Annotated in this window: 24 protein-coding genes and 2 pseudogenes; 5 read left to right on the top strand and 21 right to left on the bottom strand. The window is 46.1% G+C overall.

Annotated features, from left to right (window positions below; genetic code table 11):
* Window positions 1-33: 33 nt before the first annotated feature.
* From H0S68_RS25635 to H0S68_RS25590, 10 genes are all read right to left on the bottom strand, one after another.
* Complete coding sequence (locus H0S68_RS25635; protein WP_410529544.1) at window positions 34-1,725, bottom strand: FKBP-type peptidyl-prolyl cis-trans isomerase; 1,692 nt, start codon at window positions 1,723-1,725, stop codon at window positions 34-36.
* Window positions 1,722-2,180, bottom strand: coding sequence for a hypothetical protein (locus tag H0S68_RS25630; RefSeq protein ID WP_410529543.1), 459 nt, complete (start codon window positions 2,178-2,180; stop codon window positions 1,722-1,724). Before H0S68_RS25630 ends, H0S68_RS25635 begins: the two co-directional genes overlap by 4 nt.
* 51 nt (window positions 2,181-2,231) lie before the next feature.
* Window positions 2,232-2,780, bottom strand: a complete 549-nt coding sequence (locus tag H0S68_RS25625; protein WP_410529542.1) for a helix-turn-helix transcriptional regulator — start codon at window positions 2,778-2,780, stop codon at window positions 2,232-2,234.
* Between the two features lie 88 nt (window positions 2,781-2,868).
* Window positions 2,869-3,570 (bottom strand): LuxR C-terminal-related transcriptional regulator, encoded by a 702-nt coding sequence (locus H0S68_RS25620; RefSeq protein ID WP_410529541.1) that lies wholly within the window; start codon window positions 3,568-3,570, stop codon window positions 2,869-2,871.
* 426 nt (window positions 3,571-3,996) lie between these two features.
* Window positions 3,997-4,542, bottom strand: a complete 546-nt coding sequence (locus tag H0S68_RS25615; RefSeq protein WP_410529540.1) for a fimbrial protein — start codon at window positions 4,540-4,542, stop codon at window positions 3,997-3,999.
* Window positions 4,543-4,607: 65 nt separating this feature from the next.
* Window positions 4,608-5,654: a fimbrial protein gene (locus H0S68_RS25610; protein WP_410529539.1), complete on the bottom strand. Its 1,047-nt coding sequence runs from the start codon at window positions 5,652-5,654 to the stop codon at window positions 4,608-4,610.
* A 5-nt stretch (window positions 5,655-5,659) separates the two neighbouring features.
* On the bottom strand, window positions 5,660-8,266 hold the full coding sequence (locus H0S68_RS25605) for a fimbria/pilus outer membrane usher protein (RefSeq protein ID WP_410529538.1): 2,607 nt from the start codon (window positions 8,264-8,266) through the stop codon (window positions 5,660-5,662).
* A 79-nt stretch (window positions 8,267-8,345) separates the two neighbouring features.
* Entirely contained in the window at window positions 8,346-9,050 is a 705-nt protein-coding gene (locus H0S68_RS25600; RefSeq protein ID WP_410529537.1) for a molecular chaperone, read from the bottom strand.
* Between the two features lie 155 nt (window positions 9,051-9,205).
* A complete protein-coding gene (locus H0S68_RS25595; protein WP_410529536.1) occupies window positions 9,206-9,724 on the bottom strand; it encodes a fimbrial protein in 519 nt (172 codons plus the stop codon).
* A 453-nt stretch (window positions 9,725-10,177) separates the two neighbouring features.
* Window positions 10,178-10,771 (bottom strand): tyrosine-type DNA invertase, encoded by a 594-nt coding sequence (locus H0S68_RS25590; RefSeq protein ID WP_410529535.1) that lies wholly within the window; start codon window positions 10,769-10,771, stop codon window positions 10,178-10,180.
* Window positions 10,772-11,944: 1,173 nt separating this feature from the next.
* On the opposite strand from H0S68_RS25590, the gene H0S68_RS25585 reads away from it, so the two are divergent.
* Both H0S68_RS25585 and H0S68_RS25580 read left to right on the top strand, forming a co-directional pair.
* Window positions 11,945-12,310, top strand: a complete 366-nt coding sequence (locus tag H0S68_RS25585) for a transposase (RefSeq protein ID WP_410529534.1) — start codon at window positions 11,945-11,947, stop codon at window positions 12,308-12,310.
* Window positions 12,246-12,788: a transposase gene (locus H0S68_RS25580; RefSeq protein WP_410529533.1), complete on the top strand. Its 543-nt coding sequence runs from the start codon at window positions 12,246-12,248 to the stop codon at window positions 12,786-12,788. The genes H0S68_RS25585 and H0S68_RS25580 overlap by 65 nt, the downstream gene beginning before the upstream one ends.
* Window positions 12,789-12,921: 133 nt before the next feature.
* Here the strand turns inward: H0S68_RS25580 and H0S68_RS25575 are convergent, their stop codons facing one another.
* The gene (locus H0S68_RS25575) at window positions 12,922-13,563 is read right to left on the bottom strand and encodes a hypothetical protein (protein ID WP_410529532.1); all 642 of its coding nucleotides are present in this window, start codon (window positions 13,561-13,563) and stop codon (window positions 12,922-12,924) included.
* Between the two features lie 65 nt (window positions 13,564-13,628).
* Window positions 13,629-14,798 (bottom strand): annotated as a pseudogene (locus H0S68_RS25570) (IS3 family transposase).
* 90 nt (window positions 14,799-14,888) lie between these two features.
* Between H0S68_RS25570 and H0S68_RS25565 the strand changes: the two are divergent.
* A complete protein-coding gene (locus tag H0S68_RS25565; protein ID WP_410529531.1) occupies window positions 14,889-15,434 on the top strand; it encodes a group II intron maturase-specific domain-containing protein in 546 nt (181 codons plus the stop codon).
* A gap of 76 nt (window positions 15,435-15,510) precedes the next feature.
* On the opposite strand, the gene H0S68_RS25560 is transcribed toward H0S68_RS25565, so the two are convergent.
* The 9 genes and pseudogenes from H0S68_RS25560 to H0S68_RS25520 all read right to left on the bottom strand — a co-directional run.
* On the bottom strand, window positions 15,511-16,389 hold the full coding sequence (locus H0S68_RS25560; RefSeq protein ID WP_410529530.1) for a hypothetical protein: 879 nt from the start codon (window positions 16,387-16,389) through the stop codon (window positions 15,511-15,513).
* A 266-nt stretch (window positions 16,390-16,655) separates the two neighbouring features.
* A complete protein-coding gene (locus H0S68_RS25555) occupies window positions 16,656-17,363 on the bottom strand; it encodes an enterotoxin A family protein (RefSeq protein WP_410529529.1) in 708 nt (235 codons plus the stop codon).
* 265 nt (window positions 17,364-17,628) lie between these two features.
* On the bottom strand, window positions 17,629-17,964 hold the full coding sequence (locus tag H0S68_RS25550; protein WP_410529528.1) for a hypothetical protein: 336 nt from the start codon (window positions 17,962-17,964) through the stop codon (window positions 17,629-17,631).
* 170 nt (window positions 17,965-18,134) lie between these two features.
* Window positions 18,135-18,590, bottom strand: a complete 456-nt coding sequence (locus H0S68_RS25545; protein WP_410529527.1) for a hypothetical protein — start codon at window positions 18,588-18,590, stop codon at window positions 18,135-18,137.
* A gap of 19 nt (window positions 18,591-18,609) precedes the next feature.
* Entirely contained in the window at window positions 18,610-19,887 is a 1,278-nt protein-coding gene (locus tag H0S68_RS25540) for a TULIP family P47-like protein (protein WP_410529526.1), read from the bottom strand.
* A 15-nt stretch (window positions 19,888-19,902) separates the two neighbouring features.
* On the bottom strand, window positions 19,903-21,510 hold the full coding sequence (locus H0S68_RS25535; protein ID WP_410529525.1) for a TULIP family P47-like protein: 1,608 nt from the start codon (window positions 21,508-21,510) through the stop codon (window positions 19,903-19,905).
* Window positions 21,511-21,943: 433 nt separating this feature from the next.
* Complete coding sequence (locus H0S68_RS25530; RefSeq protein ID WP_410529524.1) at window positions 21,944-22,375, bottom strand: lysozyme; 432 nt, start codon at window positions 22,373-22,375, stop codon at window positions 21,944-21,946.
* Between the two features lie 230 nt (window positions 22,376-22,605).
* Entirely contained in the window at window positions 22,606-22,866 is a 261-nt protein-coding gene (locus H0S68_RS25525) for a putative holin (RefSeq protein ID WP_410529639.1), read from the bottom strand.
* 627 nt (window positions 22,867-23,493) lie between these two features.
* Window positions 23,494-23,715 (bottom strand): annotated as a pseudogene (locus tag H0S68_RS25520) (resolvase); the annotation flags it as partial.
* A 106-nt stretch (window positions 23,716-23,821) separates the two neighbouring features.
* On the opposite strand from H0S68_RS25520, the gene H0S68_RS25515 reads away from it, so the two are divergent.
* Together H0S68_RS25515 and H0S68_RS25510 are read left to right on the top strand one after the other, a co-directional pair.
* Window positions 23,822-24,697, top strand: coding sequence for a hypothetical protein (locus H0S68_RS25515; RefSeq protein ID WP_410529523.1), 876 nt, complete (start codon window positions 23,822-23,824; stop codon window positions 24,695-24,697).
* Window positions 24,697-25,305 (top strand): hypothetical protein, encoded by a 609-nt coding sequence (locus H0S68_RS25510; protein ID WP_410529522.1) that lies wholly within the window; start codon window positions 24,697-24,699, stop codon window positions 25,303-25,305. The genes H0S68_RS25515 and H0S68_RS25510 overlap by 1 nt, the downstream gene beginning before the upstream one ends.
* The last annotated feature ends 300 nt before the right edge of the window (window positions 25,306-25,605 follow it).

Below are 25,605 nucleotides of genomic sequence, written 5' to 3'. Positions count from 1 at the left end.
TCGAACACCCGTGGTCTGAACTCGCTTTCCGTACTATTTTCTTTTATTCGGCAGCATGGCCGCGTCATTTGGTGATGAGGCAGTCGCAGGTTCTACATCAACAACGCGAATGTCATAAATCATGGTGGCCCCTGGAGGGATATTGGGCGGTACGCCCCGATCCCCATAGGCTTTTTCCGGCGGCACCACCAGAGTCACCGCACCGTGATTACCCAAGAGACCCAAGGCATTCTGGAATAATGGCGGATATTGATTGAGAGGAAGTGTCAATACCTTGCCGGAGTTTTCCATATCACTGGTAACCGTTCCGTCAGGCAGGCTCTCCTTAACCACCACAGAAACAGTGTCAGTCGGAGCCAGACGTGTGGTACCGACATAGTTCACCCGCAGATAAACCCCATCCTGGCCTTTCTGCACGCCTTTTCGCTGAGCGAATTGAGTTCGATAACGATCGCCCTGAACCTGGGCCGCTTTTTTCTGCTGGACCAAACGTTGGCTAACGGTAACGGCTGAGTCATACAGTGCCTTGTTGCGCGCAGATTCATCCAGGGCTAACTGACCGGAAAACGCATCGTGTATACCGGCTAAAACCGTTTTTTTGTCCATCATCAATCCCTGCGCCGCCCGTGTTTTTAGTAGCGCCAGTGCATCCTGTGCCATTGATACGCCGGCGGCATAAGCCTGTTTTTCACCATCCGTATTCAATATCGGTCTGGTCTGTTGCGTTGCTAGTGCAGATTTCAATGCTGTTTCTCGTTGCGCACTGGCCTGTAGCTGTTGACGCGCCTCATCCCGTAGTTGCTCGGCCACCTTTAACTGGGTCACATAATCCTGAACGGTTTTCTTCTGTTCAGTCTGAATGGCCATCAGTTCAGCTTGCTGCTGTTTTTCCTCCCCTGATTTTTGAGCTAACGCGGCTTGTGCTTTTTGTAATGCCTGCTGTTTCTCCTGCAATTTCGACAATGCGTCACTTAGTTGTGCCTGCAATTGTTCTGTACCCGCATTGCGTTTTTCCTGCGCGGACTTCAGTTCGGTGAGGTCTGCCGTCAACTTTGTTTCCATTTGTTGCCGATCGTGCTGAAGCTGGGCCAGCTGTGCTTGCAGATCACGCCGCTGCTTCTCCTGTTCAGCGCGCTGACTTTCCATGTCGCTCTGATTTTGCTGTTGTTTGAGCCGTTCGGCTTGTTGTTGAGCCTGAGCCGTTTTGAGTTGTGCCATCGTGGCCTGCAATTGTGTTGTCAGCATGTCATTCTTTAATCGCAGGGTCTTGGCGACGATCCCTGAGCTCGCCTCTTCGCCAGCCTTGGCTAATGATTGCCGCAGCGTGGCTTGTACATTGAGATCACGCGCATTCTGTTGTTGTACATCAGAAAGCCGAGCCTGTAGTGACTGCGACTGAGCGGCCTTTTCGGATAACGCGGCAAGTTGAGCCTTCTGCTGTGTTATCGTTTCGGCTTGTCGACTCAGGATGGCTTGTTGATCCCGAATGGTCTTCAGCAATCGGCGATTATCTACATTGCGTGCAGCACTGACCTGATTTTTACCCCGAGGTGAGGCAGTTGGCGTTTCGTCCAAGGTCCTCGCCTGCTGTTGAGCGAAATCCAACAGAGCAGGAACATCCCGTTGAGTCGATTTGCTACTCCCAATAGGTTTCGCTGCCATCACACTGTTAGGCAGGCACAGGATGAGGCCATATACCCAGAGAATTCCCCAGAGTTTTTTCATCGCGCCGCCTTTTCACCGTGGGATATCAAAGCGTCCATGACTTCATTTTCAATATCACTGCAAATTTTGTTGGTACGGAACTGGTACATAGCGTCTACCGTGTCTTTGGTTTTATCGCTTACACCATCACGCACCGCGCCATACTGGGAGGCCGAACGGATGAGAGTATCGAATTCAGCCTTGTGTCTTTTCCAGGCCGACGGATTGACCACCTGCAACGAATCCAGTGTTTTTTGGCACAAAATTACTGGATTGGGACGTGAATTTTCTGGCGAGGCGAGATTTGCCCGAGTGGCAGAGGCAGATACCACAGTTGAAGTCGGTTGCAATGGGCGGCTAGCTTCTTTTTCTGCAGGTTCAGAAGAGCAACCAAACAGCATCATTGTTATTCCCGTCAGGAACCCAGCAATGATGTAACGCTTATATTTACTGCAAATCACGATGTTGTTCTCCATAAAATCATTATCATGTGATGCCTGAAAGTCACGATGACGTCAGACGGACCGCTACCAGCCCCGCCAAAGCGGTAACCATTGAACCAATTCGGACTGATTTCTTAACTGTAATTTGCGCATGGCTCGAGCCCGGTATACTTGTGCAACTTTCTTTTTACACGCTAACAGAGATGCTGCACATTCCAGAGTCAACCCCATACTCAGGTAATATAAAGTATCATGCTCCCGAACGGTCAGATGGGGCCGGGAGCAATAGGGTTTCAGCGACTCACTGATAAAAGAAGAAATAGAAAACGACTTCAACATATCCCTTGACAAGGATGTCAGAGACTGGCGAATATCTATAACATTAACGTTCAATCCTTCGCATAAAACAGGCAAACCCACCGAATTACACCAGGAGACAAAAACATGCCATTTCGATACCAATGCCTTCTTAGCCCCCGAAATAACACGAATAAAATCAATTACATCAAAACAATCATCCAGCACCAGAAAAACATGAGAAGGCCGGAGCTTACATATAACCTCTGACAACGAGTTGATATTACCATCCACACAAACAAAACGACACGCAGGCACAATACGCTTGGCAAGCATAAACACCCCGACCCGAGTGACATTGCAAGATGCCACAACTAATATAATAGCGGGAGTTGGCAATAAATAATTCCAGTATAATTTCATATTATACCAGAACCTTTGCCAGACAAAGAGTATTCAATGCTCGCATGAATGAGGGATTAACCAACAATGAGTGCAATCCGACAACCCCAGACACATGGAGTTTCTTCATCGCATTCAGTTTATGAGCGCTGATAGTCTTAACATCCCGTTTCATTATTTGAGCAACTTTTGCAGGAGGCAGTTCGTTTAATAGTAACTTCATAATCTTGCATTCCGTTTTGGTTAACAGATGAAGCCGTGTTATAAGTGGATCTTCAGTGCTATGCCTAACCGATAAATCTGGTACCTGGATTTCATCATCGTCAGATGGTGGATAATTTTTTATTTTCCAAAACAATATTGACGCAAGTAACTCAACATCGGTATCAATCGATACCACGGTTGTATTCATGAACAACGCAGGATTTGTACTAATCAACGAGTGGCATACCTCTCGTTTGTTTTCTGGACAAAGAACGACCTTATGGATGAACCAATGACGGACTATAACTGGAATCCAACGTAATAATTCCAATGACGATGGTACTATAATGATGCCAGAAAAAGGCGGTACCGCTTTAAGAAACATCGGCCGCAACTCATCCAGTGTTATGGCCACCACGGAGTGCGCCGGATCTGTCAATAAATGACTAAGCCCAACCTGAACCAAGGGGTCTTCAGCCAGCACCGCAATGGCATTATTAGCTCGTGATATCTTTTTCATGGGAGCATGCATAGATCATAGTTAACAATTCAGTGCCATAACATTCTGGATAGACGATTAATCATTCACCAGAAAAGTCTCGGGAATAATACGTTACATCTCAGCAACAAAGAGCGAATTCATCACATGACTTGCACACCAATGTAAAGCCGCAACAATACGGTGCAGAAAAATGCTCGCCCAAGTTAAAAACCATGCATCAACATCCATGGCCGCGAGTAATAAAATAAAAAGTAATAAATAAAGCATTGTCTGAGTAAATTTGTTGTGCATATTTGACCTTTCACTGGCGTGTGATTTTGTAATTTACACATTAATACCGTTAAAAATATTTCAACGCCCTTAATAAAAATCGATTTGTTTTCATCCTTTCTCATAAATGGATATGCCACTTCAGAACCATGCCGAAGTGGCATGTTCAGTTAACTACGGGTAGTTAATCGTGAACTGGGAAGTGGCATTCGCCACTCCAGGGGTTATTGCAGAACGCTCAACCAGAGACTGGTATCGGGCAGTGAAATTGAGCACATTTTCACCCGAGACCAGCGACTTGGTGGCTGAGTTGGTGCCCAGACTCACTTTGGTACCATCGCTTTCAGCAATTTGGACAGCAACACCAGAAGCACCGCCGGGATCATCATCCAGCGCCAACAATGTGCTATCCGTGCTGGCCTGCCCGCTAAAAGTTACACTTGCCTGCTCGGGGCCCCCTTCCGGACAAGAAAGGGAGATCGAAAACGGCCGGGCAGGCGACATGTCTCCAGGCGTGTTGAACAGTGTCGTACTGATATCACCCAAGACGACGGTCTGGTCGCTTGACAACGTACCCACATCACACGTACTTGCGCGGATCTCGCCGGTGAAGTTCATGGTAATATTATCCACATCGGCGGCCTGAGACCCCATGCTGATGACAGCCCCCGCAGTGGCAGTCAAAGCAAAGAGCAACACGTTAATTCGACTAAACAACATTGCATACTCCTCTGGTCACGCGCCCCGCCTCACAGGAGGGCAACGACGCTGCCTGTGGCAGGTGATTATTCATAGGTCAACGCCATGGTGGCGGAGGCGTTTGCCGGCCCGGTGGTGACCGAGCTTCCGGTTTGGATATAGCGCGCGGTCCAACCAAAGTCGTATAATCCATCAGCTGTAGTAGTATCGACGACAAACTTCTGGTTGAGTGCTACGGGCGTGCCGTTTTTATCCAGTATCTGGACGCCGACGTTGGTTGCCATTCCAGCACCGGCCGTCAGTTTTAGCGTGCCTTGCTGAGAGGTCTCTGCATCGGCGGTGATGGTGGCATTAATGCGCGCGCCGCCATTGCAGTTCAGCGAAATGGGGACGGGTTGCGAAGTGGTGGTATGCCCTACTGCAGTAAAATCATTCACGAAGAAACTGCCCAAAGGTACATTAACTGTCGGTGTAACAACCGAACATGCTGCAATGGTTATGCTTCCCGTAGCCATAATTGGTACCTCGGGCAACCATCCATCAGAGGCGCTACCACCCCAAACATAGCCAATTACTTGGGACAAAGTTCCTCCCGACAGAGGCCCCGTATTCACCAATCTAAAATAAGGCAAAATCCAAGAGTTATTTTGATTAAAACCATCCCCAGAAATGATGCATGATGGTTGGTCAGTTTGTCCCGCTCGTATTATTTCGGTGCGCTGGTTCCATGAGCACCCTTGTTGCCCAGCAAAAGAGCCAAAAGAACCCAATATAAATCCGACTCCAGAAAGGTCACTATTGAAAACATTATGACCGTCAACAGAACCAAAGCTTCCAAGCCTGCTTTTAACACCTATAGCGTGATTCTGATTGGAATTAAACCCAGAGCAACCTCTATATACGGCCGCTCCTGTTCCGTTAACGTAATCGGTCATATAAGTATTTACTTGAGCATCTCTTTGAATGATAAGATTTCCAAAATTCAGAGTGTAAGCAGTTGCAGTGTTACTGCAGCTGCCGGCAGCCCAAGATGTACTCTGATACCCCATCATCAGCAATACACCCACCGCGCCACGCAGCAGCCATGCCTGTATCCTCGGCGTCGTACATTTATCGTTGATTGTTTTGTTCATGTTCATCATCCACAGTTCGCCGTTGTCTGCTGCACGCCCACGGCGCGCGATTTTGTGTTCACTGCCGTAGGCAGAGCAAAGTTCGCCCGGCACTGCTGCGCCCCCCCGTTGCCCCACTTCGCCACCACAGTGCCACTCTGTGGTACGCCGCTCAGGTAGACCTGGCCCTCCTCCCCTACGATGCCGGCATTGTCGTCGTCGCCGTCAACCGCTACCGTGGCACCGAACGGTACCGCTTTGCCACCTTGCAACAGGGTCATCAACACACGGTTACCCACGTGAGTTTTGAAGTCAGCCAGCACCACCGCACCCGCCGTCGGCACCACCGAGGCCACGTTTTCCTTCATGTCAACGTCATCTCCTAACGTTGCCGGGTCGAGCGCGACGCGTGTACGCCGGTAAGTGCTCAGGTAAGGCACGATGGTGTAACCACGCCAGTCGGTATATACACCGGTGCCATTTTGCACCCGGGTACCACTGGCCCCTGGCGCCCGCACCAGCGCCACCGAGGACATGTCTCCGCCGAGGCTTTGTCCCAGTGTGACACCGTACGGATGGGCAATAACTGACCCCTGCATGCCATAGTTGACCTGATGGGTACCGTCGAAGTAGTTGTAACCGGCGTTGACTTCGCCGTAGGTCCCCCGATAATCCGCACTGGCCAGGCCGCTGTAGCCCTCACCGCGATTACCGTACCCCTGCGCCACGCTATAAGACAGGTTGTCACCGTCAAGCGCAGTTCCACTGATTCCCATCTGGTTGTGTGAACGCCCGCGCAGGTCGCTGGTCGTGCTGGCCGTCGCATAGCTGCCCGGCAACCAACGGCTAAGCGGCACGCTAATGTTCAGCGCCAGTTGCTGGTTGTTGTTGGTGTTGGTATTGGCATATCGGGTATAGATGTACATCAGCGTCCAACTGATGCCATCCCAGGAGTTGCTGTAACCGACGCTGGCGTTACGTTCGTAACCGCTCTCATTCCAGTAATCCTGTTGATAGCCGGAGAAGGACAATGCCCCCCACTGCCCGCCCATCAGGTTTTGTGTCAGGTTGACCTGAACCTTGCTGCGTTTGTTGTTGTGAATATTGAAATAATTACCTTCATCAAATGCACGGTAATCCATCGCCTCGCTGAACGAGTAAAAGCCTCGGGTGGAGTAACGGTAACCGGCCAGGGTGACCGTCGAGTCGGTAGCCTGGATATCCTTCGAGTACTGGAAGCGGTAGGACTGACCTTCCTTGGATTCGTTGTAGCTGTCCGGACCCAGGGTGGTGTAGGCCTGAGTGGCATCCAGTGATACAGAGCCCATTTCCCCCAATCCGACCCCCATACCCAGCGCCAGTGCACTGTAGTTGTTGGCCGTCTGGAAACCGCCGTACACGGTCATGTCATGTGGCAACCCGTACATCAAGGTGGCCTGGCCCATCAACGGCTCGTCGTCGTACGCATTCGGCGCGCGGTATTTCCCCACCGTAAACGCGTATTTCATGCGCCCTTCACGTTGCATGCCTGGTACGTTGGAGAACGGTTGCACGAAGGTGCGTACGGCCCCACCGGCCTCGCGGATGGTGACCTGCAGGTCACCGCTGGATGAGGTCGGATAAAGGTCGTTGATGGTGAACGCCCCCGGCGGGACGTAGGTCTGATAAATCACCGAGCCGTTCTGCCGAATGGTCACCTGGGCATTGCTGTTGGCGATGCCACGGACAGTCGGGGCAAAGCCGCGCAAGCTGTCCGGCAGCATGTTATCGTCCGAGGCCAGCTGAGCCCCACGGAACTGAATGCTGTCGAACACATCTGATGGGGTATAGCTCTCGCCGGCCGTGAATTGCCCCTTGATAGCATCCACATCATGCTGAATAAAGGTATTGATACTGTCCCAGCTACTCTGGGCTGTGCTCTCACCTTCACCTAGTTGCCGATCGCTCTTGCTGTAGTTCCAGGTACTGTAGTTGCGCAGGCGCCATCCCCCGAGGTTGACACCACTGTGCAAATTCAGGAAATAGCTGTCGTTATGACCATCCCCACTGTCCCGACGGGTATTGGCGCCGGTAAAGCTGTAATCCAACAACATGGCCGGAATGCCCTCGTCCCAATATCTGGGGTCGACGGCTCCTTGTGCCGACGGCTTCATTGACGCCTGAGGCACTGAAATGTTGAGCGCCTGATGCGAGAAGTCGAACTGCGCATCTGCCTGCGGGACATACCGCGACAGGTCGGTGATGACCGCGTCTTTTGCGAGCCCCATCAACGCAGGAGCCGTGTTCAGCATGACTCCCCATTGTTCCAGCTGGGCCGGTGTCAAGCGTGGTTTTAACTTGCCGTCGTCGCCGGCAACAAAGGTGACATCCCGTGTATCCTGCTGTTCCCCATTCATGTAGATATCGACCCGGTATGTTCCGGGCGCCTGGCTGCCATTGTCAGCGAACTGTGACAAATCCACGGGCGTGGCCGATGGATTATCGATTTCCAGTGCGTTCGGGTTGAAACTGTCAACCGCCCAGCCTTGCGGGTTGACCGATAGTAGCAAGGCCATCGCAATGGCCAGACGGGACACCCTGAGTGCCGGTCTTCCATTGGGTTGAATATCGTGTTGTTTCGCGCTCGTTATCATTATTGACACCCCAAGCCCTTTTAATCTTTAGTTGTCTCTTTGCACGACACCACTGCCGTTTACCTGTTTGCCCACGCTGTTACTGCAGCGTGATGGTCACTGTCTTGTTGTTGCCACCGAAGTCATTAATGGCCTGCCAGCTCACCTGTCCCGCTCTGGCAGCTGCCGGCAGCGGATACGTGGCCGTACCTCGAGGAGGCACCATGACGTTGGTGGTGGTGACCGGGACACTCCCCATGCGCAGGGAATAGAAGGTGATGTAGTACGGTGTCGGGTTGGTGACCTGGAGTTGATTACCGGCGCGCCGGAAAGTCAGTTGCCGATAGTCTTCGTCCGTTGGGGCCTTGATGCCGGCCGGACGATAAAACAGCTTGATGCGGGTCTTTACCGAGATCTGCAACACATTGCGGTCACTTTTGGCGGAAGCCGGAATGGATTTGACGTTCATCCAGTAGACTGATTCGCGGTCTTCTGGCAGCACGCCGCCGGTACGAATGATACGCACCATGTTTTCGCTGCCAGGATCGAGCCGGAACAGTGGCGGTGTCACGACGAAGGGTGGCTTGTCACCACCTTTTTTCTCACCGGTCGCGCCATCAGCATCAGACCAGGCCTGAATGAGATAAGGGTGTTTATCTGGGTTGTTGACCGAGAGGGAAGCCTCACGTTTTCCGCCGTCATACACCACCCGGGTCCCCCCCACAATGATCCCTGCCTGGGTTACCCCCCCCCATAAAAAGATCGCACCGCACAGCCAGCGAAAAATCATCTGTTTTTTATTCATTGGACACACTCGTTAACCAGCCCGTTTTTTGTTCCACCCGATTAAGATAACAACCAGCAAACGGTATATTTCCGTCTGCTGGCCGGGGGTTCAGGATATGCTCAACACGCCACCACCCGAAGTTTTATGGAGTGGCACATATCTATCGAGAAAGATTATTGGTAGTTAATGGTGAACTGGGAGGTACCATTGGCAGTACCCGCACCAACGGCTGCTGCAGTTGATACATAGCGACCGACAAAGTCGAGAGTTGCTGTACCATCAGTAACCGGATAGCTTGGAGATGCGGTATGTAAAGGAATAGCTGTTGCGGTACTATCAGCAATTTCGATACCCACATTGGTTGCCGTCTGGCCCGCATCCAGTTTCAGCAAATCGGAGTTAACCGTGTCGGAAGTACCGTCAAACTTGACCAGTACATGGTCCACGTTATCCGGGCAATCGGTCAGTTTGATCTGGAAACGGGTCGGAGAGCTTTTGTCACCGGCAGCAGCAAAACTAGTCGTTGCCACATCGCCAAGAACGACCGTTTGATCTTTGGATGCAGTATCAACAGTGCACGCATCAGCAATAATATTCCCGGTAAATCTTACGGTACCGTCAGCGGCATGAGCTGCATTGATTGCCATCAGCGTCGAGCCAGCCATCATCACTGCAAGAAAAGTTTTTTTCATTAGTTAAACTCCAAACAATAGGAAATTGGTACTCCACAGCCTTTCCCGCCACAACACGAAGGAATCAATGACGCGCCGCATCATTAATCTCAACTATCAGTATCGGAAGACGTGATAATAAAAAAGTTTGGTGAAGGACGGCTGCGAAAAGCCAAAAACCGGACACTTTGGACCAAACTGTTTCATTCAGAGTAACTAACTGAAGTTTTAACTGTTTGAAGTTTAATTCACCGAGCCGCGGGAACTTAGACATGCAACATTAGAAAGATTGACTGTTGCAATATGGTTATTTTACCGATCTGGTTTTGTTGCAAATAAGGTTGGAGTACTGAGGGTGTGTATGGCGTGGAAGGAAATTAAAATAGAGAACTATGATAAATCAGTGAGTTAGGTGATGTGAGTGCAAGGCATCCCTGCCAGGTTTGACAAGACAATTCTTGTGGGTAATAATAATTACAGTTTGGTCCAAAGTGCTTCATTTATTTCGTTTTCTTTCTTCCATATTCTGGCAAATCGGGCAGCGTTACTGGCCGTATAAAGCACCGTATGTCGAATATTTCGATGCCCCAGATAATCTTGTATTAATCGCGTATCCGTGCCTAAATCAGCCAACAGGTAACCACAGGAATGCCGCAACATATGGGGATGTGGATGTACGCCAATGCCCGCTTTTTCACCGTATTTCCTCAGAAGTACATAGAACTGCTGCCGTGAAAGTGGTCCCCCTTTTTGAGAGAGAAAAACCCAAGGGCTATCGCCATCCGACCAAGTGATACGCTCGGTCAACCACCGGGCAAGAATGTCTTTTTCTCGCACTTCCAGAGGGTGCACTGTCGACAAGCCATTTTTCAATCGCCGCACGTTGATGACCCCCTCATCCATATCAATGTCCTGGCAAGTGAGGCGACAAATCTCACTAACGCGAAAACCGTGGATATAACACATGTAAATCAGACAACAATTTCGAGCCGCATTAGGCGCCTGACTGACAACGCTAAGAATGCGTTCAATTTCACTTGCAGTCAGATATTTTCTTTCGTTTCTCATTCCTATCTCCAAGAAAAACCCATCGAGTAATAAATACACCACCATCAATTCAAATGCAATAACCTTAACTTAGCCACCTCGACTCAAATTGAATTTGAAAACGCAACACAACCCTCATCAAACTTAATTAAAAACTATTGCTTGCCGTCAGGGCTTACCTTCAAAATATCATGTGATATTATTTTAATTTTATTAACACCCACTATGTATGACGGTTCAATGTCAGACAGATATTCCAATTTATTATTTACAAGCCGAGCAACGAGATCTCTTTGTTGAGCATCCAATGACAAAAGGACACATTTCAAAACCAATTTGATAGCCATCATTTTATAAAAAACACATTCACCCTCATTAGCAATCATCAGCAACACCCCACATATCATAAGTAAAAAAACAAAGTGCATTTAAAAGATGCCAATCACACTAAACCAACAGTTACCATTTGGCTTGCAAAGTGATTTTTAAGTAATAAACTCTTTACTTCATCTATAATTGAGATTTCAAACCCACCCAGCCATTACGCTCACTCTCATTTCACTCGTAACCAATAAAAATATCTTTCCACCTGACAAGACAACATTGTGCGTCAACACTCAATCATTCGCATTATTACCCTATGAGTTAATAGCTATAGCTGAGGTATTTAAAATTAACAAAACATAAGCCCTTCACTCCAGCAATGATCAGGATGAGCTGGCCTCGTCGTAATACATGGTTGTAATTTTCATCCACCCCAAAAACTCATAAAATGATGAATGGGAGATCATTACACGAAAAAACATTTAACGCCAAGAAATATAAAACCACAGCCATCTTAATGTTACCCTGATTGTAGTCAGATTATAATCTAACCCCAACTAATTACCATGGTCAACTATTTTAAATAAAATTATTTGATAGGATTTTTCTTATTTAAATTAATACTATAGCTGCAGCGTCATTTAACCCATACGAAAGAACGTAGCGCCCCAGCGGTGCGAGCACGGCAGCGTTGTTGCCTCAACCGTCTTTAAGCCCCAGCCTCACATCAACACGGTGCCGCCTGACGGCCCGGCGGCTCGTACGGTGGCGCATCCCCTGACACCGACATAAAATGAGCACGCCTGCGACGTGAGCCGGCTGGCACCAACGCCCTTTTCCTGTCCCCTGCCCCCCTGTAGACTCTGCACCATGTGTATTCCCCGACCGGCAAAGCTGCTGTTCCAGCATGAAGTCGGTATCTTCTGTGCGCTCCATACCTACGGCCGGCAGCTCAATCAGCACCCGCATATCCACGTCTCCGTCACCCGCGGCGGCCTCGACATCAAACACGTCACCTGGCGGCAGCTGTTCTTTAAAAAGAAAAAGGTGGAAGCTATCTGGCGTAACGCCGTGGTTTACCTGCTGCGCGACAACTACTCGCAAATCAACCCCGGTGGCCTGCCGGGCCTCGGTCATATCCGTAATGAAGATCGGTGGCACCGTTATCTGCATGCCCAATATCGCCGCGCACTGGAAAGTGCATTTTGCCAAAAAGACCCGCGGTGCCTGGCGTAGCGTGAAATACCTGGGCCGTTATCTGAAGCGCCCGCCGGTGGCCGCTTCGCAGCTGCGCCACTATCGCGGCGGGGCTGTGGTGCATCAGTATTACGACCACCGCACGCAGCAACACAAACGCCAGAAAATCAGTCAGGAGGAGATGCTGCAGCGGTACGTTAGCCATATTCCTGCGCGACATTTTAAGATGGTGCGCTATTACGGTTTTCTGGCCAACCGCAAGCGGGGCTCGCTACTGCCGAAGGTCTACGAAGCGCTGGAGATGACGGTACGGGAAAAGCCAAAACGTCCCGGGTTCGCGGTGCTGATGAAGGGCTCCCTGGGCACTGATCCGTACCAGTGCATCCTGTGCAAGGGCCGGTTGCGTTTTGCAGATGCCGTGGCGGGTGAACACGCCACCAAACTGCTCTCTGACAGGCTACATCGGATGGCGAAAAAACGATGGCTTCAGGCACCGCTCCTGGATCAGTGCGCCTGAAAAACAGGTTTTAGATGAAAAATACATAAAAACAGCCATTTATACACATAAACCATAACAATGTCGCACCATCAGCGGATACAGCGCGCGGCCATTTATGGTCAGTCGCTCTCAAAAGACACGATCCAATCTCCTAACCATGAACGCCTTGCTCCAATTGGGCCAGCGCACGAACACAACGACAAAGCTCAAGTTTAATCCCCTCCGGATTACCAGACGAAGAGAGAATGCGCCTTCCCGTTTCGAAACGGGCCCAGGCTTCGTCAATATCCTCATTGCAGGCACGCAAAATAATATTGAGTTCATCGCTGCTCAATTGCGGGCGGGGTGATGCATTCCGATTTGGCCAAATGCGCCCGGGAAAATCTATCCGGGCCGGCAGTCGCGATGGATGACGGCGTTTCGTCCAGTCGATCATTTGGCGCAGTTGCATCAACACATTCGCTCGCGTGCCTTTAGACCAGGGCTGCTTTGTCGTACCTGTGCTCTGCCGCTCCAACCACGCGATATAACGCCCTACCATGCCTGAACTCAGATCATTCACGGACAACACTTGCCTGTCTTCCGCCGCAAAGCGGGCAAACCCCCGCAATGCAATCCAGCAATGGCGCTGAGAGTTATGCGACAACGCGGCATGATGCTGGCGGAAGGCATCCGCCAGGAGACGGGCAATATCCTGCGGTAAATCAAGCGTGCCGAGATCGTAATGCCCCGTTACGGTCCCCCATCCATCATGAAATACGACACATGTCCCAGCCTGCTGGCGAGACATCATCGGTTTATCAATGGGCAATCGCCGATCGATTCGCCCTCGTCTAGCCGCCATCAGGAATGTAGTGGTCAACAAAAACTGGCCACCGCGTTAGAGTTTTTCCAGTATCGGTTTTCTGATTCGTTTGGTGGTAACCCACTATTATATTCGTGCGGTCTTAGTGCGCTGTAATATCCAACGATATAGTCCGTTATTGCGTGAGCTGCATCGCTGAAGCTTACATAGCCCGCCGCCGGCACCCATTCCTTCTTCAGACTCCTGAAGAAACGCTCCATTGGGCTGTTATCCCAGCAGTTTCCACGCCGACTCATACTCTGCCTGATCCGGTATCGCCACAGTAACTGCCGCAACTGCCTGCTCGTATAATGACTGCCTTGATCGCTGTGGAACATCACCCCGACGGGCTTACCACGGGTTTCCCATGCCATTTCCAGTGCTTTCATGGTGAGCCTGCTGTCCGGCGAGAACGACATGGCCCAGCCCACTGGTTTTCTTGCGAACAGGTCGAGAACAACGGCGAGGTACGCCCAGCGTTTACCCGTCCAGATATAGGTCACATCACCGCACCACACCTGATTTGATTCCGTTACGGCGAACTGTCGCTCAAGATGATTCGGGGTAGCAACGTGCTCATGACCGCCACGCTTATACCGGTGAGTCGGCTGCTGACAACTGACCAGCCCCAGCTCTTTCATGAGTCTGCCAGCAAGCCAGCGCCCCATCTGGTAGCCTCTCTGGGTTGCCATTGTGGCGATGCTTCTTGCTCCGGCAGAGCCGTGGCTGATGCCATGCAGTTCAAATACCTGACTGCGTAATACAACCCGTCTGCCGTCTGGCTTTTCAGGACGGTTTTTCCAGTATTTGTAGCTGCTGCGATGAACCCCGAACACATGGCAGAGAGTGGCCACAGGATAACGCGCCCTGAGTTTCCCGATTATCGAGAACTGTTCAGGGAGTCTGACATCAAGAGCGCGGTAGCCTTTTTTAATATTTCATTTTCCATTTCAATTCGTTGCATCTTTTTCCTGAGCTCACGGATTTCAATTTGTTCCGGGGTAATGGGGGAGGCTTTTGGTGTTTTTCCCTGCCGCTCATCACGTAATTGTTTCACCCATCGCGTCATTGTGGAAAGGCCGACATCCATAGCGCTGGCTGCATCTGCCACAGTGTAGTTCTGGTCAACGACCAGTTGAGCGGATTCGCGTTTAAACTCTGCGCTGAAATTTCTTTTTTTTCATTATGGCACCTGTGTTGTTCTGAGGTGAGCATATCACCTCTGTTCAGGTGGCCAAATTCAGTAAACCACTACAAAGAGCCATGCGCAGGCAATGATGTTGCGCGGCAGGCTCAGAGCACGCCTGGGTGAATGTAAGCTGGAAATGAGTCCAGGCAAGACGAAAGTCGTCTACTGCAAGGACAGGGAAAGAACGGAGGCATACCCTGAAATCAGCTTCGACTTTCTGGGCTATACATTCAGGCCAAGAAAGTCATTCTCGAAAGAGGGAGAGCTGTCGGTGAATTTCCTGCCAGCGATAAGCGCCAGAGCTGCGAAGGCAATCCGGCAGACGGTACGGGGCTGGGATCTGAGTCACAAAATCCCGTTGTCTCTGGAAGTAATGGCACGCTGGCTCAATCCCATGTTACGAGGCTGGATTAAGTACTATGGGCGCTTTTATCGGTCAGCGATGGACTGTATAGCCAGTCATATAGATCTGCACCTTGCGAAATGGGTCACCCGCAAATATAAGCGGGTACACGGTAGCCAGGCTCAGGCATATGAATGGTTGAGAAGGATACAGAGCGCTAAGCCCTGCCTGTTTGCACACTGGGAAATTGGTACGCGGCGTGAACGGTCAACGACAAGAGCCGGATGACGGGAGAGTGTCACGTCCGGTTCCGTGGGAGCGCAGGGGGGAAGTTCCCTTGCGCGACCCGATAACCCCATATTAATCAAACTGCGTTTTTTATAAGTAAAACCCCGCTGAAATCAACCCTCCCCCCTAATTTTTCAACTGAATAACCAACATAATCTGCACCCTTAGTATTTTTAAAAATCACATCACCTGTTTTCTCATTATACTCACCTGGAGGATACATGCCTAATACAGGAATTCTACCACCCGTGGAGTTAAACACATTTTGAAACATATAAATATCCTCACTCCCAACCAAAGGGTCAAAGATTTCGATGAAAGAATTAAATTTAAAAAAACCAAATCCCTTTCTTTCAAAGTCTGAAATATCAACCAATGTAGTGTTCGACGCAGAATAATTCAATTCGAAAGATTTATTATTCAAAACCCCCAAATACAATGGCTCTCCATTTTCATTTAAAACATCGCAGTTTTTAGTTGTAATAGATGTAATGTTAGTTAACGGCATTACAAAATTCAATGATTTTGAATTATTATTGCAATAAACTCCCGATGTATAATCAAAGTACATCAGTTCAGTATTAACGCCAATTAAATCATTAAAATCCATTAACCCCTCATTGTCAATGATTGTTAACTTGAACAAATCATCAAGCAAAGTGATTTTTTTGAAGTCTGTTTTTCTGGATAGAACTAATGATAAAACACTTAGCTTCTTAGGAAGATAACTTAAATCACTCCCACCATAACCATAAAAGCCAATAGACAACATAATTAAGTTACTGGCATATTGCAATCCTTCAAGTGTCGTTACCTCCTTATCTGCCCAAAAACTCAACTCCTTAATTTGTTCCATGTCGTCAATTGTTACATCCTCACTCACATCTTTATTCAAAACGGAACAAATCGCTTTTCTCAACTCTTCATCAGGGATGTCAACGAGATTATTTTGCATTTTACCCTCCTATAACGATTAACTGTGTGCTTATATACTTTTTATCCCACTATGTTTACAATCTATTCGCTTTTCAATGAAGGTTCAGGTAATACTAAACTGTTATGTGCGCATACACATCCCACAACTGCAACCTGGCTCTGAACAGCGGCCCTCTCATAGCACCTCGGTATTAATAACGCTCTCCACTATAATTTTAATTTCCAATATCTTTTCCTTTTTCTTTCAGCAAACCGCCTGTACGAAATTGACACCGACAATTATCATCAATCAAACAAAATCACATAAAACAATCTTTTACAGTAAATTATCTTTTCCGCCAAGTCACCTTTGTTATTTTTAATATAAAAACTATGGGAGGATGAGTTAACACAACTTTCGCATGATAAAAGACTACTTGTGACTGAAGGCAAATAGTAAACGACATAAGGCTCCGTATTTACATGAGTGTCCTCATCAATATAGCCAGGATTTACTGTGTATGAAAGTCTGGTTGCAGGAACGCCGGGACCATTCGAGCGATAAAGCCAAGCCCCCATGATTTGCCGTGACTCAACTCCACCAAATGCTGCATATTCGCCTTGTTCGCTGAAAGTTTCAGCCGTCCTCCGGAATATATCGTTATGAGAAGCATTATATGCATACATAAGACTTGAATACACTGAGTAAAAGTTATTAGAAGGTCTTATTGAGTAAACCCAAAAAGGATCCCCCGCCCTAACATCTCGGGAAAATCGTTCAGCAAAAGTATTTGATGTAGTTGTCGCAACAAAAGCGGAATCTCTTGTTCCTGAGATGCAGGATTCACCTTCAACATGAGAGAGAATATTATCGTTCTCCCCCAAATTTCTAAACCCATATCTAAAAACTTCCTCAGGAGCTCGCTGATCGCTTCTATAGAGTATATTTATAGCCTGAGAAGGTAGCGACAAAAAAAACGACAGCGTGACGAGGAACATCATAACCTTTTTCATAAAACCCTTATCGCTTATTTTTAATGAAGATATAATCAAGCAAAAAACCACCATATTAAAATATAATTATATATTTCGGCATTAAAAAACAAGTTATCTTAGCAAGCAGAACTCAAAATCGCTCATAAGAGCCCCCTTTCATGAGCATATTAAAAGAATCACTTAACTCGTTCGTTGTCACGATATTAATACAGAAAGCCCCCCCCCCCCCCAAATCTCCTAAGGTGCACTACTCCCAAATTATTATCACCCAGCGCTTATTAGATTACTGCAACTCCAAGGCATATATTTGAGCACCACTCGAATAGTTATAGTAACAAATATTTACTTTACTCCCTAATACCTGGGCAATTTTTGCCAAATTCATAATTTCCATAACATCACTATTGTTACCATTATAAACTTTCATCATAACATAATTGTCATTCAATTTTGTTTTTATATAATACTTTCCATTATAAACATCAACTTGCGTACTATATATAATTTTATCATTTTCGAGTGAATAATCACAACTTACTGCCTCTACAATAGGTAATTGAGAAAAATAAAGCAAAAGAAAAAGGGCTAGCGACGAAAACACATTAACTAAAAATTTCATACTTAACCTTTACAAACAATCTATAGACAGTGTAATCAAATAAAATAGCCATCATAATTATGTTTTTATTGCATGGCTTTAATCAAAAAAACAAAGAAAACCTGCTATCCTACTGCTGGATTTTATCATAATAGGCGACCACAAAATCAAATTAAAGTAAAAAGCACATGTTATTTAATCATGGCAAAACTGGGCGGACTTCTCCTTGGGTGCTCATCAGAAACAAATGAGGTTGAAATAAAATTTGTTCCATCCATGTTAATGGCAACACTGACAGCAGCACTTTTAAATGTTTCACTTACGGTGAATTTAATCACATGATAATAAGATTTGCTATAGCCAAAATTCTCTTTTAGTATAAGGTCATTTTTTTTAGGATTGCTTTCTTCAAGGCTTACCGTGTAAGCCCCGCTTCCAATGTAGTTAATTAACTTTATATACTCTTTGGATAAACACTCAATTATTTTTGCAGAATCAACAAGTAAAAGACGACCGGTATTATCCCGCCCCCTAAATATAACAAATAAATCATCACCTTGCATATTTTCACCTGCACCACCATATTGGTTTGTAGTCATCAATAAATCAAATGTTTCTATGCCTGTCAAAGTAGTGAAACCACCCATACCCCTCCCCAAATAATAATCAATTTTGCATATAGAAATTTTCAGCCAGCCCGCAGTTGCTGTAAATAGCCTCTGCATTGAACGTTACAGGTAAAATATCAAAATTCATTTTTGAACTAAACTCAAAAAGAAGACTGTTCATTTCATCCTTAATCCGATGCAGAAGTTCGTCGACCAGCTTACCGCCAAAAAGCCAAAGCCATTTGGCCATAGAGTCATGTATTTCAACATTCAGGTGCGGACCATTCGTATTATTCAGTAGTACGCTGTACCGGTCTCCGCTGATCGATAATTCCGGAGCATACTTCCCCGACAGTTCAAATGTGTTATAACTCTGATCCTTTCCCACATCACAACGTCCATAAGTATTATTAATGACAACACGGTTATCAACAATCTCAATTTCAAGGTTGTTAATATATGGCGTATAACCCTCCACCTTGTTTAAGGACACGGGTAAAGAATTTCTTATGGCACCATTGCCATCAACATAATACTGCTCCAGAGTCGAGCCCTTAAGTACGCTGGGCAAGCCGGGATAAACAATATGGGCCATAAACATATACCGGGACAGCATAAACCCCTTACTGCCGCCCTCCCGGACAAGCGCCGAGTCAAAAATTAGCTGCTCAGGCACAGGTCTGGGATCGGCATAATTATCCAGAGTGGCCAGCACGGCCAGGCAACCCAGGTGACAATTCAACTTTTCATTGTAAGCATAAGCAAGCATGGCGGGTTTTAACCATGAAACTTCACTTCCAGCGGGCATATCCGTCACCTCAGCAAAGATAAAATTGATTTTATTCTTCATGACAACCAGCATGTCAGCCATCATATCGCTGTAAAGCTTAGGTATAATAGACTCTGAAGTCGGAAAAAGCAGAGCTGTATCCGGATTGAGCACCACGACACTGCCACTCCCCGCAGAAATGGCATCATCCCTTTTATCCACACGGGCAAGGTTAAACTTCAGGTGTGTGGTGTTATCGCCGGTTCCTGCATTAACAAACGTCAACTCAACCTGAAGTTCAGGGCAAAGTCCGTCAACGGGCACGTCAATACGCCGACCGAGAACTTCTGCCTCTAGCCTTCCGGTGCTGACAGCGGTAATAATATTAATACGCTGTGCATCCCCGCCAGCCACGATTTCCCACCCTTCAAACTCGCCTGAAATCTTGTTACCTTCCTCATCAGACCAGCTGAACTGACCAAAAGCATCTCGGGAAGCAGTTTTGAGTTTTTTGTTCAGCTCAGTACAGGACACTGCGCAGACTATGTCCCAACCATACATATCCATGTATGCACACCTCACTTATTTGAGTTCAAGCCCGATAACAAAGCTGTCAGCCAGAGAGGCAGATTTCAGTTCGGTATTTTTGATGTTGGGCCACACGGCACTGCCGGTGATAGCATTCGCAATAGAGCGAAAAGACGGGACCTCCTTATAAATACCCTTATAGACAGCTTCAGCTATCATAATCGAACCAAAAGCGATGCCGGTGGTAGCCGCTGTAACGATGGAGGCAATTTTCACGACATTAAAAATTGTCGGGTTGGAGATCACTCCGTCCTGGATAGCAACAGCGAGGTCAGCCAGAGCGTTTGTGGTTATTTCAAAACGACCAATATTAAACGTAAAATTGATAACCAGCTCTTCTTCTTCGATAGCCATTGTTTCTGCAGCCCCAGCTGCTATTGCATCTGCAAAACCTGTGCCCAGGGCTATAACTCCGGCAATGGATGAAATAATACCCATCGCTAATTCAAGAGCACCAAGCCACGAATCAAATTTACAGAAACAAGAAATCTGTGCATCGCCCATCCCCTTTTCATCGGGTACAAACACGGGTTCTCCTTCACCATTTTTTTCTACTTTATATCTAAAGTCCTGTTCAACCCCCATATAGACAGTTACTCCTGCATGAGGCATGTAATGAGCCCCCATCATGGAGAGATGGATATAATCTGATTGCAGAGTGAGTATGAAATTTTCTTTCGGAATGGTAGGGGAAACAGTGTGTCCTTTCCCATCATCGAAATTCTGCCAGACCATTTCCCTGTTATTGGTCAGGGAAAGACCGGTATCACTGATGGTAAAATCACTATCGGTGGAATCTTTGACAATGCTGATGGCAGCAGGCAGAAGGATGTGCTTAACAAACATGGACTTACTGACGACCAGTGCTAGATTAGCTCCGTAACTCTTAACAAGATTAAGAGCCTGAATGTCAATACTCTGCTGGAGGTTCCCGGTATCCATATCTCCGTCAACCAAAGTCAGCACGCCAAACCCGGTAGTATTTCCGTCTATTGAGCTGTTGGACGCATAACTGTATGCGGAGGGATAAAGCCACTGAAAATCGCTGTTGCCAGCCTCGAGACCGAGGAGAATGACGGAGAAAATCTGCCCGAATTTGTCAACATTATCGTTAAACCACTCCTGGAATAAGTCTGGTACGATATAAGTAAGCCCATCCTGACCCATAGCAGAGCCAGTAAAGTCAGAATCCGTTACAATAACTATATTGCTAGTGTCCATCATAAGCTGATGACACAGGGTATCTTCTGTAACCTCATCATCACCCGAGGTCCATTTTTCTGGGCTAGCTTGAATACCTTTCAACATTACTTCAATTTCAACATATGAGTAATTATTATCGTCATTAATATCAACCTTAACCCCACCGTATTCAACGGTACCGCTACAAATTTCACACCGGATGTTGATCTTTCCTCCGCTTGAATTATTGCTTATATCCCATTTACCCCACTTTCCTTCAAGATCAATCTTAGCGCCTAGCACACTGTCACTTGCTGAGAAATCTGACGGATAAAGTCCATCAGAATTAACAATTGCATTCATGGTATCAAGGTCGGTAATACTGACCACGTCCCAACCACTGGTTGATATATCAGTCATATGTATCTCCTCTTTACAATCATTATCTAGAAATATATAAAAACCCATCTATGTTTCAGAAATTAAATCTATTAACCCAAGTACTTGTTTAACTAAAAATATCTTTTATTATTATAGCCACTAATACTCACCACGCAATTAATGCTCCTTGCATTTTTAGCAAGTAATACACTCAAAAATTGGGTGTTTTATTAATTATCACTTAGCATTTTCATGATATCAATCAATTATTCTCTTCTTGAACTTGTGTTTTACCCAACCTAAAGAAGGCGCCAGAATTAATCATCTCCAATGACAATATGCATATCGCAACCTTATGTATTTTGATGGAACACAAAGACTGTCATCACTTAACGTCATTTTTAATTTAAAAAAAACAACCACATTGACATTTCCAATGACAATGTGAGAAATATAATTCTATAAAATCCTTTCACCCTAAGCTCAGGAACAGTCGTTTCTCTGCCTGCCTGCGAAATACCAATCCTGAAATTGATTTTCCGGCCGCATAAACCCAACGCAAAAACTCATCAGATGCCCCGACACTATCACCGGCATTGAGTTTTTTCAGCATAGTGGACGACTCAAAATTTCGTATGCCAATATTGAAAACAAAAGAGACCAAAGCATCAAACTGATCTTGATTAAGGGGAGCTCGGACAAAACGTCTGACGATATTTTCAGATACTGTTACATCCCTTCTTAGAAAGGAGTCTGCCTTCATATCGTCAATAACGTCACCGGGCCGCACATCATCGGTATGGCCGTAGCCGATTGTCCAGACTCCAGCCGCACATAGGTATGCCTGTAGGCGCTTACCTTCAAAGTGCTTAATCAAGCTAAGCCCCCGTTCGCTCAGTATCATCTCGGATTTCCTTTTATTTGTTCGATCTTCAGTGACTGATTAATACATCCCATCTGACGTATTTCACCCTGTTTTTTCTCGTAAAATAAGTTTAATTTATTAAACAAATATTTTATTGGAATAACAAAAAAACCATTGGTTTTTACATAAAAAACACAATCATCAACCAACAAAACAATCGCCTATAAACTTATGTAAAAACCTAATAAACATATTACCCACCTTAATTATCACTTATTTTTGCTAATCAGGTTTATTTTGTGTGTGATATTTATTATAAGCGTAATAATTAAAGCGCTACACAGGAAAGCCCCGATAGTTCTTTCATCTGAAAAAACCCCAGGCACCATGCTCTTGACAATATCCAGAGTCACATCCCCCCCCATTATTCCCATAACAAACGAAACGAGAAATAAAGCGGGTTGCTTCCTCCAATTAAAGCACCGTTGTGTCATAATCCAGACCAATGCGCCGCACAAAGATGCAACCATTACTTCTATGTCGGTGCAATACCGAGTCAAAGCAAGCATATTCTATTTCCTTGAAAAATAGTTTTTATAATTTCGGACATTTCTTAAAACAGGAATAAATGGCGACATTTTCAATGTTGTTGTCCTCTCTATCGAAAGTAAAAGGTACTCCTATAAACCATTTTAATACAATGGTTATTAACGATCGGTAGTTTTTAATTGATTGTCATATCCTATCAAAAAACACCCAGTGTTCGCTGAAATAAATTTCATAATTAAGCTAAAGACCTAGTTTCATATTCCCAACTCCGATAAATATATTGGGGGTCAGTTTGGATATCGAATCAATGGTCACTCCCGTTTTTGCAACTCGGGGTTATCGGGTCGCGCAAGGGAACTTCCCCCCTGCGCTCCCACGGAACCGGACGTGACACTCTCCCGTCATCCGGCTCTTGTCGTTGACCGTTCACGCCGCGTACCAATTTCCCAGTGTGCAAACAGGCAGGGCTTAGCGCTCTGTATCCTTCTCAACCATTCATATGCCTGAGCCTGGCTACCGTGTACCCGCTTATATTTGCGGGTGACCCATTTCGCAAGGTGCAGATCGGGGTTCTACGCCGGAACCCCAGATTTTTCCGTTCTCCGAAATTATCCCCGGTTGAGCAGCTTTATTCCGTCAGCTCGCAGTTGACCATCTGGGGAAATGTGACGGTACAGCGTTTGTCGGGTTATCCCCAGCTCCTGGCATAACGTACTGACTTTCGTCTCTGGCCGTCCCATTGATGCCATTGCCAATCGCAATTTTATTGGCGTCATTTTGTAAGGCCGTCCGCCGCTTCTCCCGCGGGCTCTTGCTGAGGCCAGGCCTGTTGTCGACAAGAAACAATTACTTTCACTTATTGACAAGCTGAATACATATGGCAAAATCCACATAAAGATAACGATAATCATTATCAACAATGGATGTTGAAACAACATGAAACGACGTTTTTGTTCTTTTGCTATCTTGGCTATGTGCCTGGAGACTGATTTTGCTTACGCAGAAAACCCGCCAAATCTGGTAATGGGCGCAGGGGGAAGTATCTATAAAATTGAAGATTTTTTGCCAGAGAAAAATAAATGGACTATCAGTTCTGGTATATCTATTTATGAAAACAACAAGTCCAGCACGCTTCCTCAGTATACGTTAAATATCACATCTCTAGGCTCTTTTTTCCTCGATAATTCGGTGTCAGTCGTTAACAATAAAACGAAACAACTTAGTGGGTATGCTTCTTTCAAATATGGTTTGACAGATAATTTTTCTTTACGGGGAACCTGGTTCGGTAAATATACCAGAAAGGACACATCAGATTCACAGTTAAACCTTAACTCAGAAACAAAAGGAAATGCAGATAATTATAACGTCGGCTTATCATATCGCCTTGATAATTTCTATCCGTTAACGGTGCTAAGCGTAGGGTCAGGATTTAAGGCAGGTAATGTTAACAATTATACACTATCATCCTCATTTAGCTGGGTTATGGATCCCGTAGTTCTCACTCTTTATCCTTCCTATATCGATGGAATATCCAGTAAGAAGGATGATATAAAATACCGCTATTTTTCAACCGCAGGTATACTCAGCATTGCTTTAAATAACGATGTGGATATCAAATTTGGAGCATCCAAAGATATATATACCACAAAAAAAAGAAATCCGCATACTCCATCCTGGGATACATCAAGTGCAATAATAAGTGGAGTAACGTTTAACAGTTGGAAAAATTTAGTTGTGGACTTTACAATTGACCACGAGCTCGGCGGTATGAATGCCAACACGTTTTCCCTTGATTTTTCATGGAGAGTATAATGAAAACAACCATTCTTTGGACGCTGCTTTCAACAATATTATTGTCCAACAATGCAGTGGCAAAAGCATCGTTTGGAAAAATTGACAACCTGGAATACTTTCCACATCAGGTGATGACTGATGCTGAAATGGCAAACACAAAAGGCAAAGCTATTCCTGTAGTTTTGGTTCCATTGCTATGGGGAGCAGCACAAGGTATGGCAATTAGTTTAAGCTCCTATGCTGCCATGTTAGCTATTTCAGGAAAGGAATTTAACACTACTGATGCAGTCCTTGCTGCTGCTAGCGGAGCCTTTAGTGGTGGGGTCTCTGGCGCAACAACAATAACCAAATTTATGCTAATGGAGTCTGGCGGTTTATTCTTTGGAGGCCTGGCAGGAGAAGGAGCTCTCGGACAAAATAAACATAAAATTGGCCCCCCACTTGACGCGGTTCCTACTCAGGCAGAGTTAAATACCATACTTAACAATCCAAACTGGGCAAAAGAACACTTAAAAAACATGCCCGGCATGGCACCATCGAAAATGGATGATATATTTAGGAAAGCCATTGACGATCCATCCTCATGGAAGAAAGTAATGAATCGTTCATGTGTTCAATGCCATTAGTTTAATTGAGATGTCAATACATCAACACATTTATCGATTCTCATTTAGAAAAAATTATGGCAATCAGGCATAAGCAAATAAATGTATTAACCTTGTGATTGATTGTGAGGATATAATATTTGAATATCTACTTGTACGCCACCCCATTATTGATGTTTATTTGGTTCATTATTTCTGTAATTATTAAGATAATAAATAAAAAGGCAGCCAAAAAAATAGACTCTTCCGTAAGTTTTTTTATCGCCATTCTGGTTAGTCTGATAATTATTTGTTCGTATTATTTCTTTGGGGGTAGTGCTC

This window comes from Serratia sp. AXJ-M (assembly GCF_046531865.1).
In the GTDB taxonomy this organism is placed as follows: Bacteria; Pseudomonadota; Gammaproteobacteria; order Enterobacterales; family Enterobacteriaceae; genus Serratia; species Serratia liquefaciens.
This window is presented reverse-complemented; position numbering and strand designations above follow the sequence as displayed.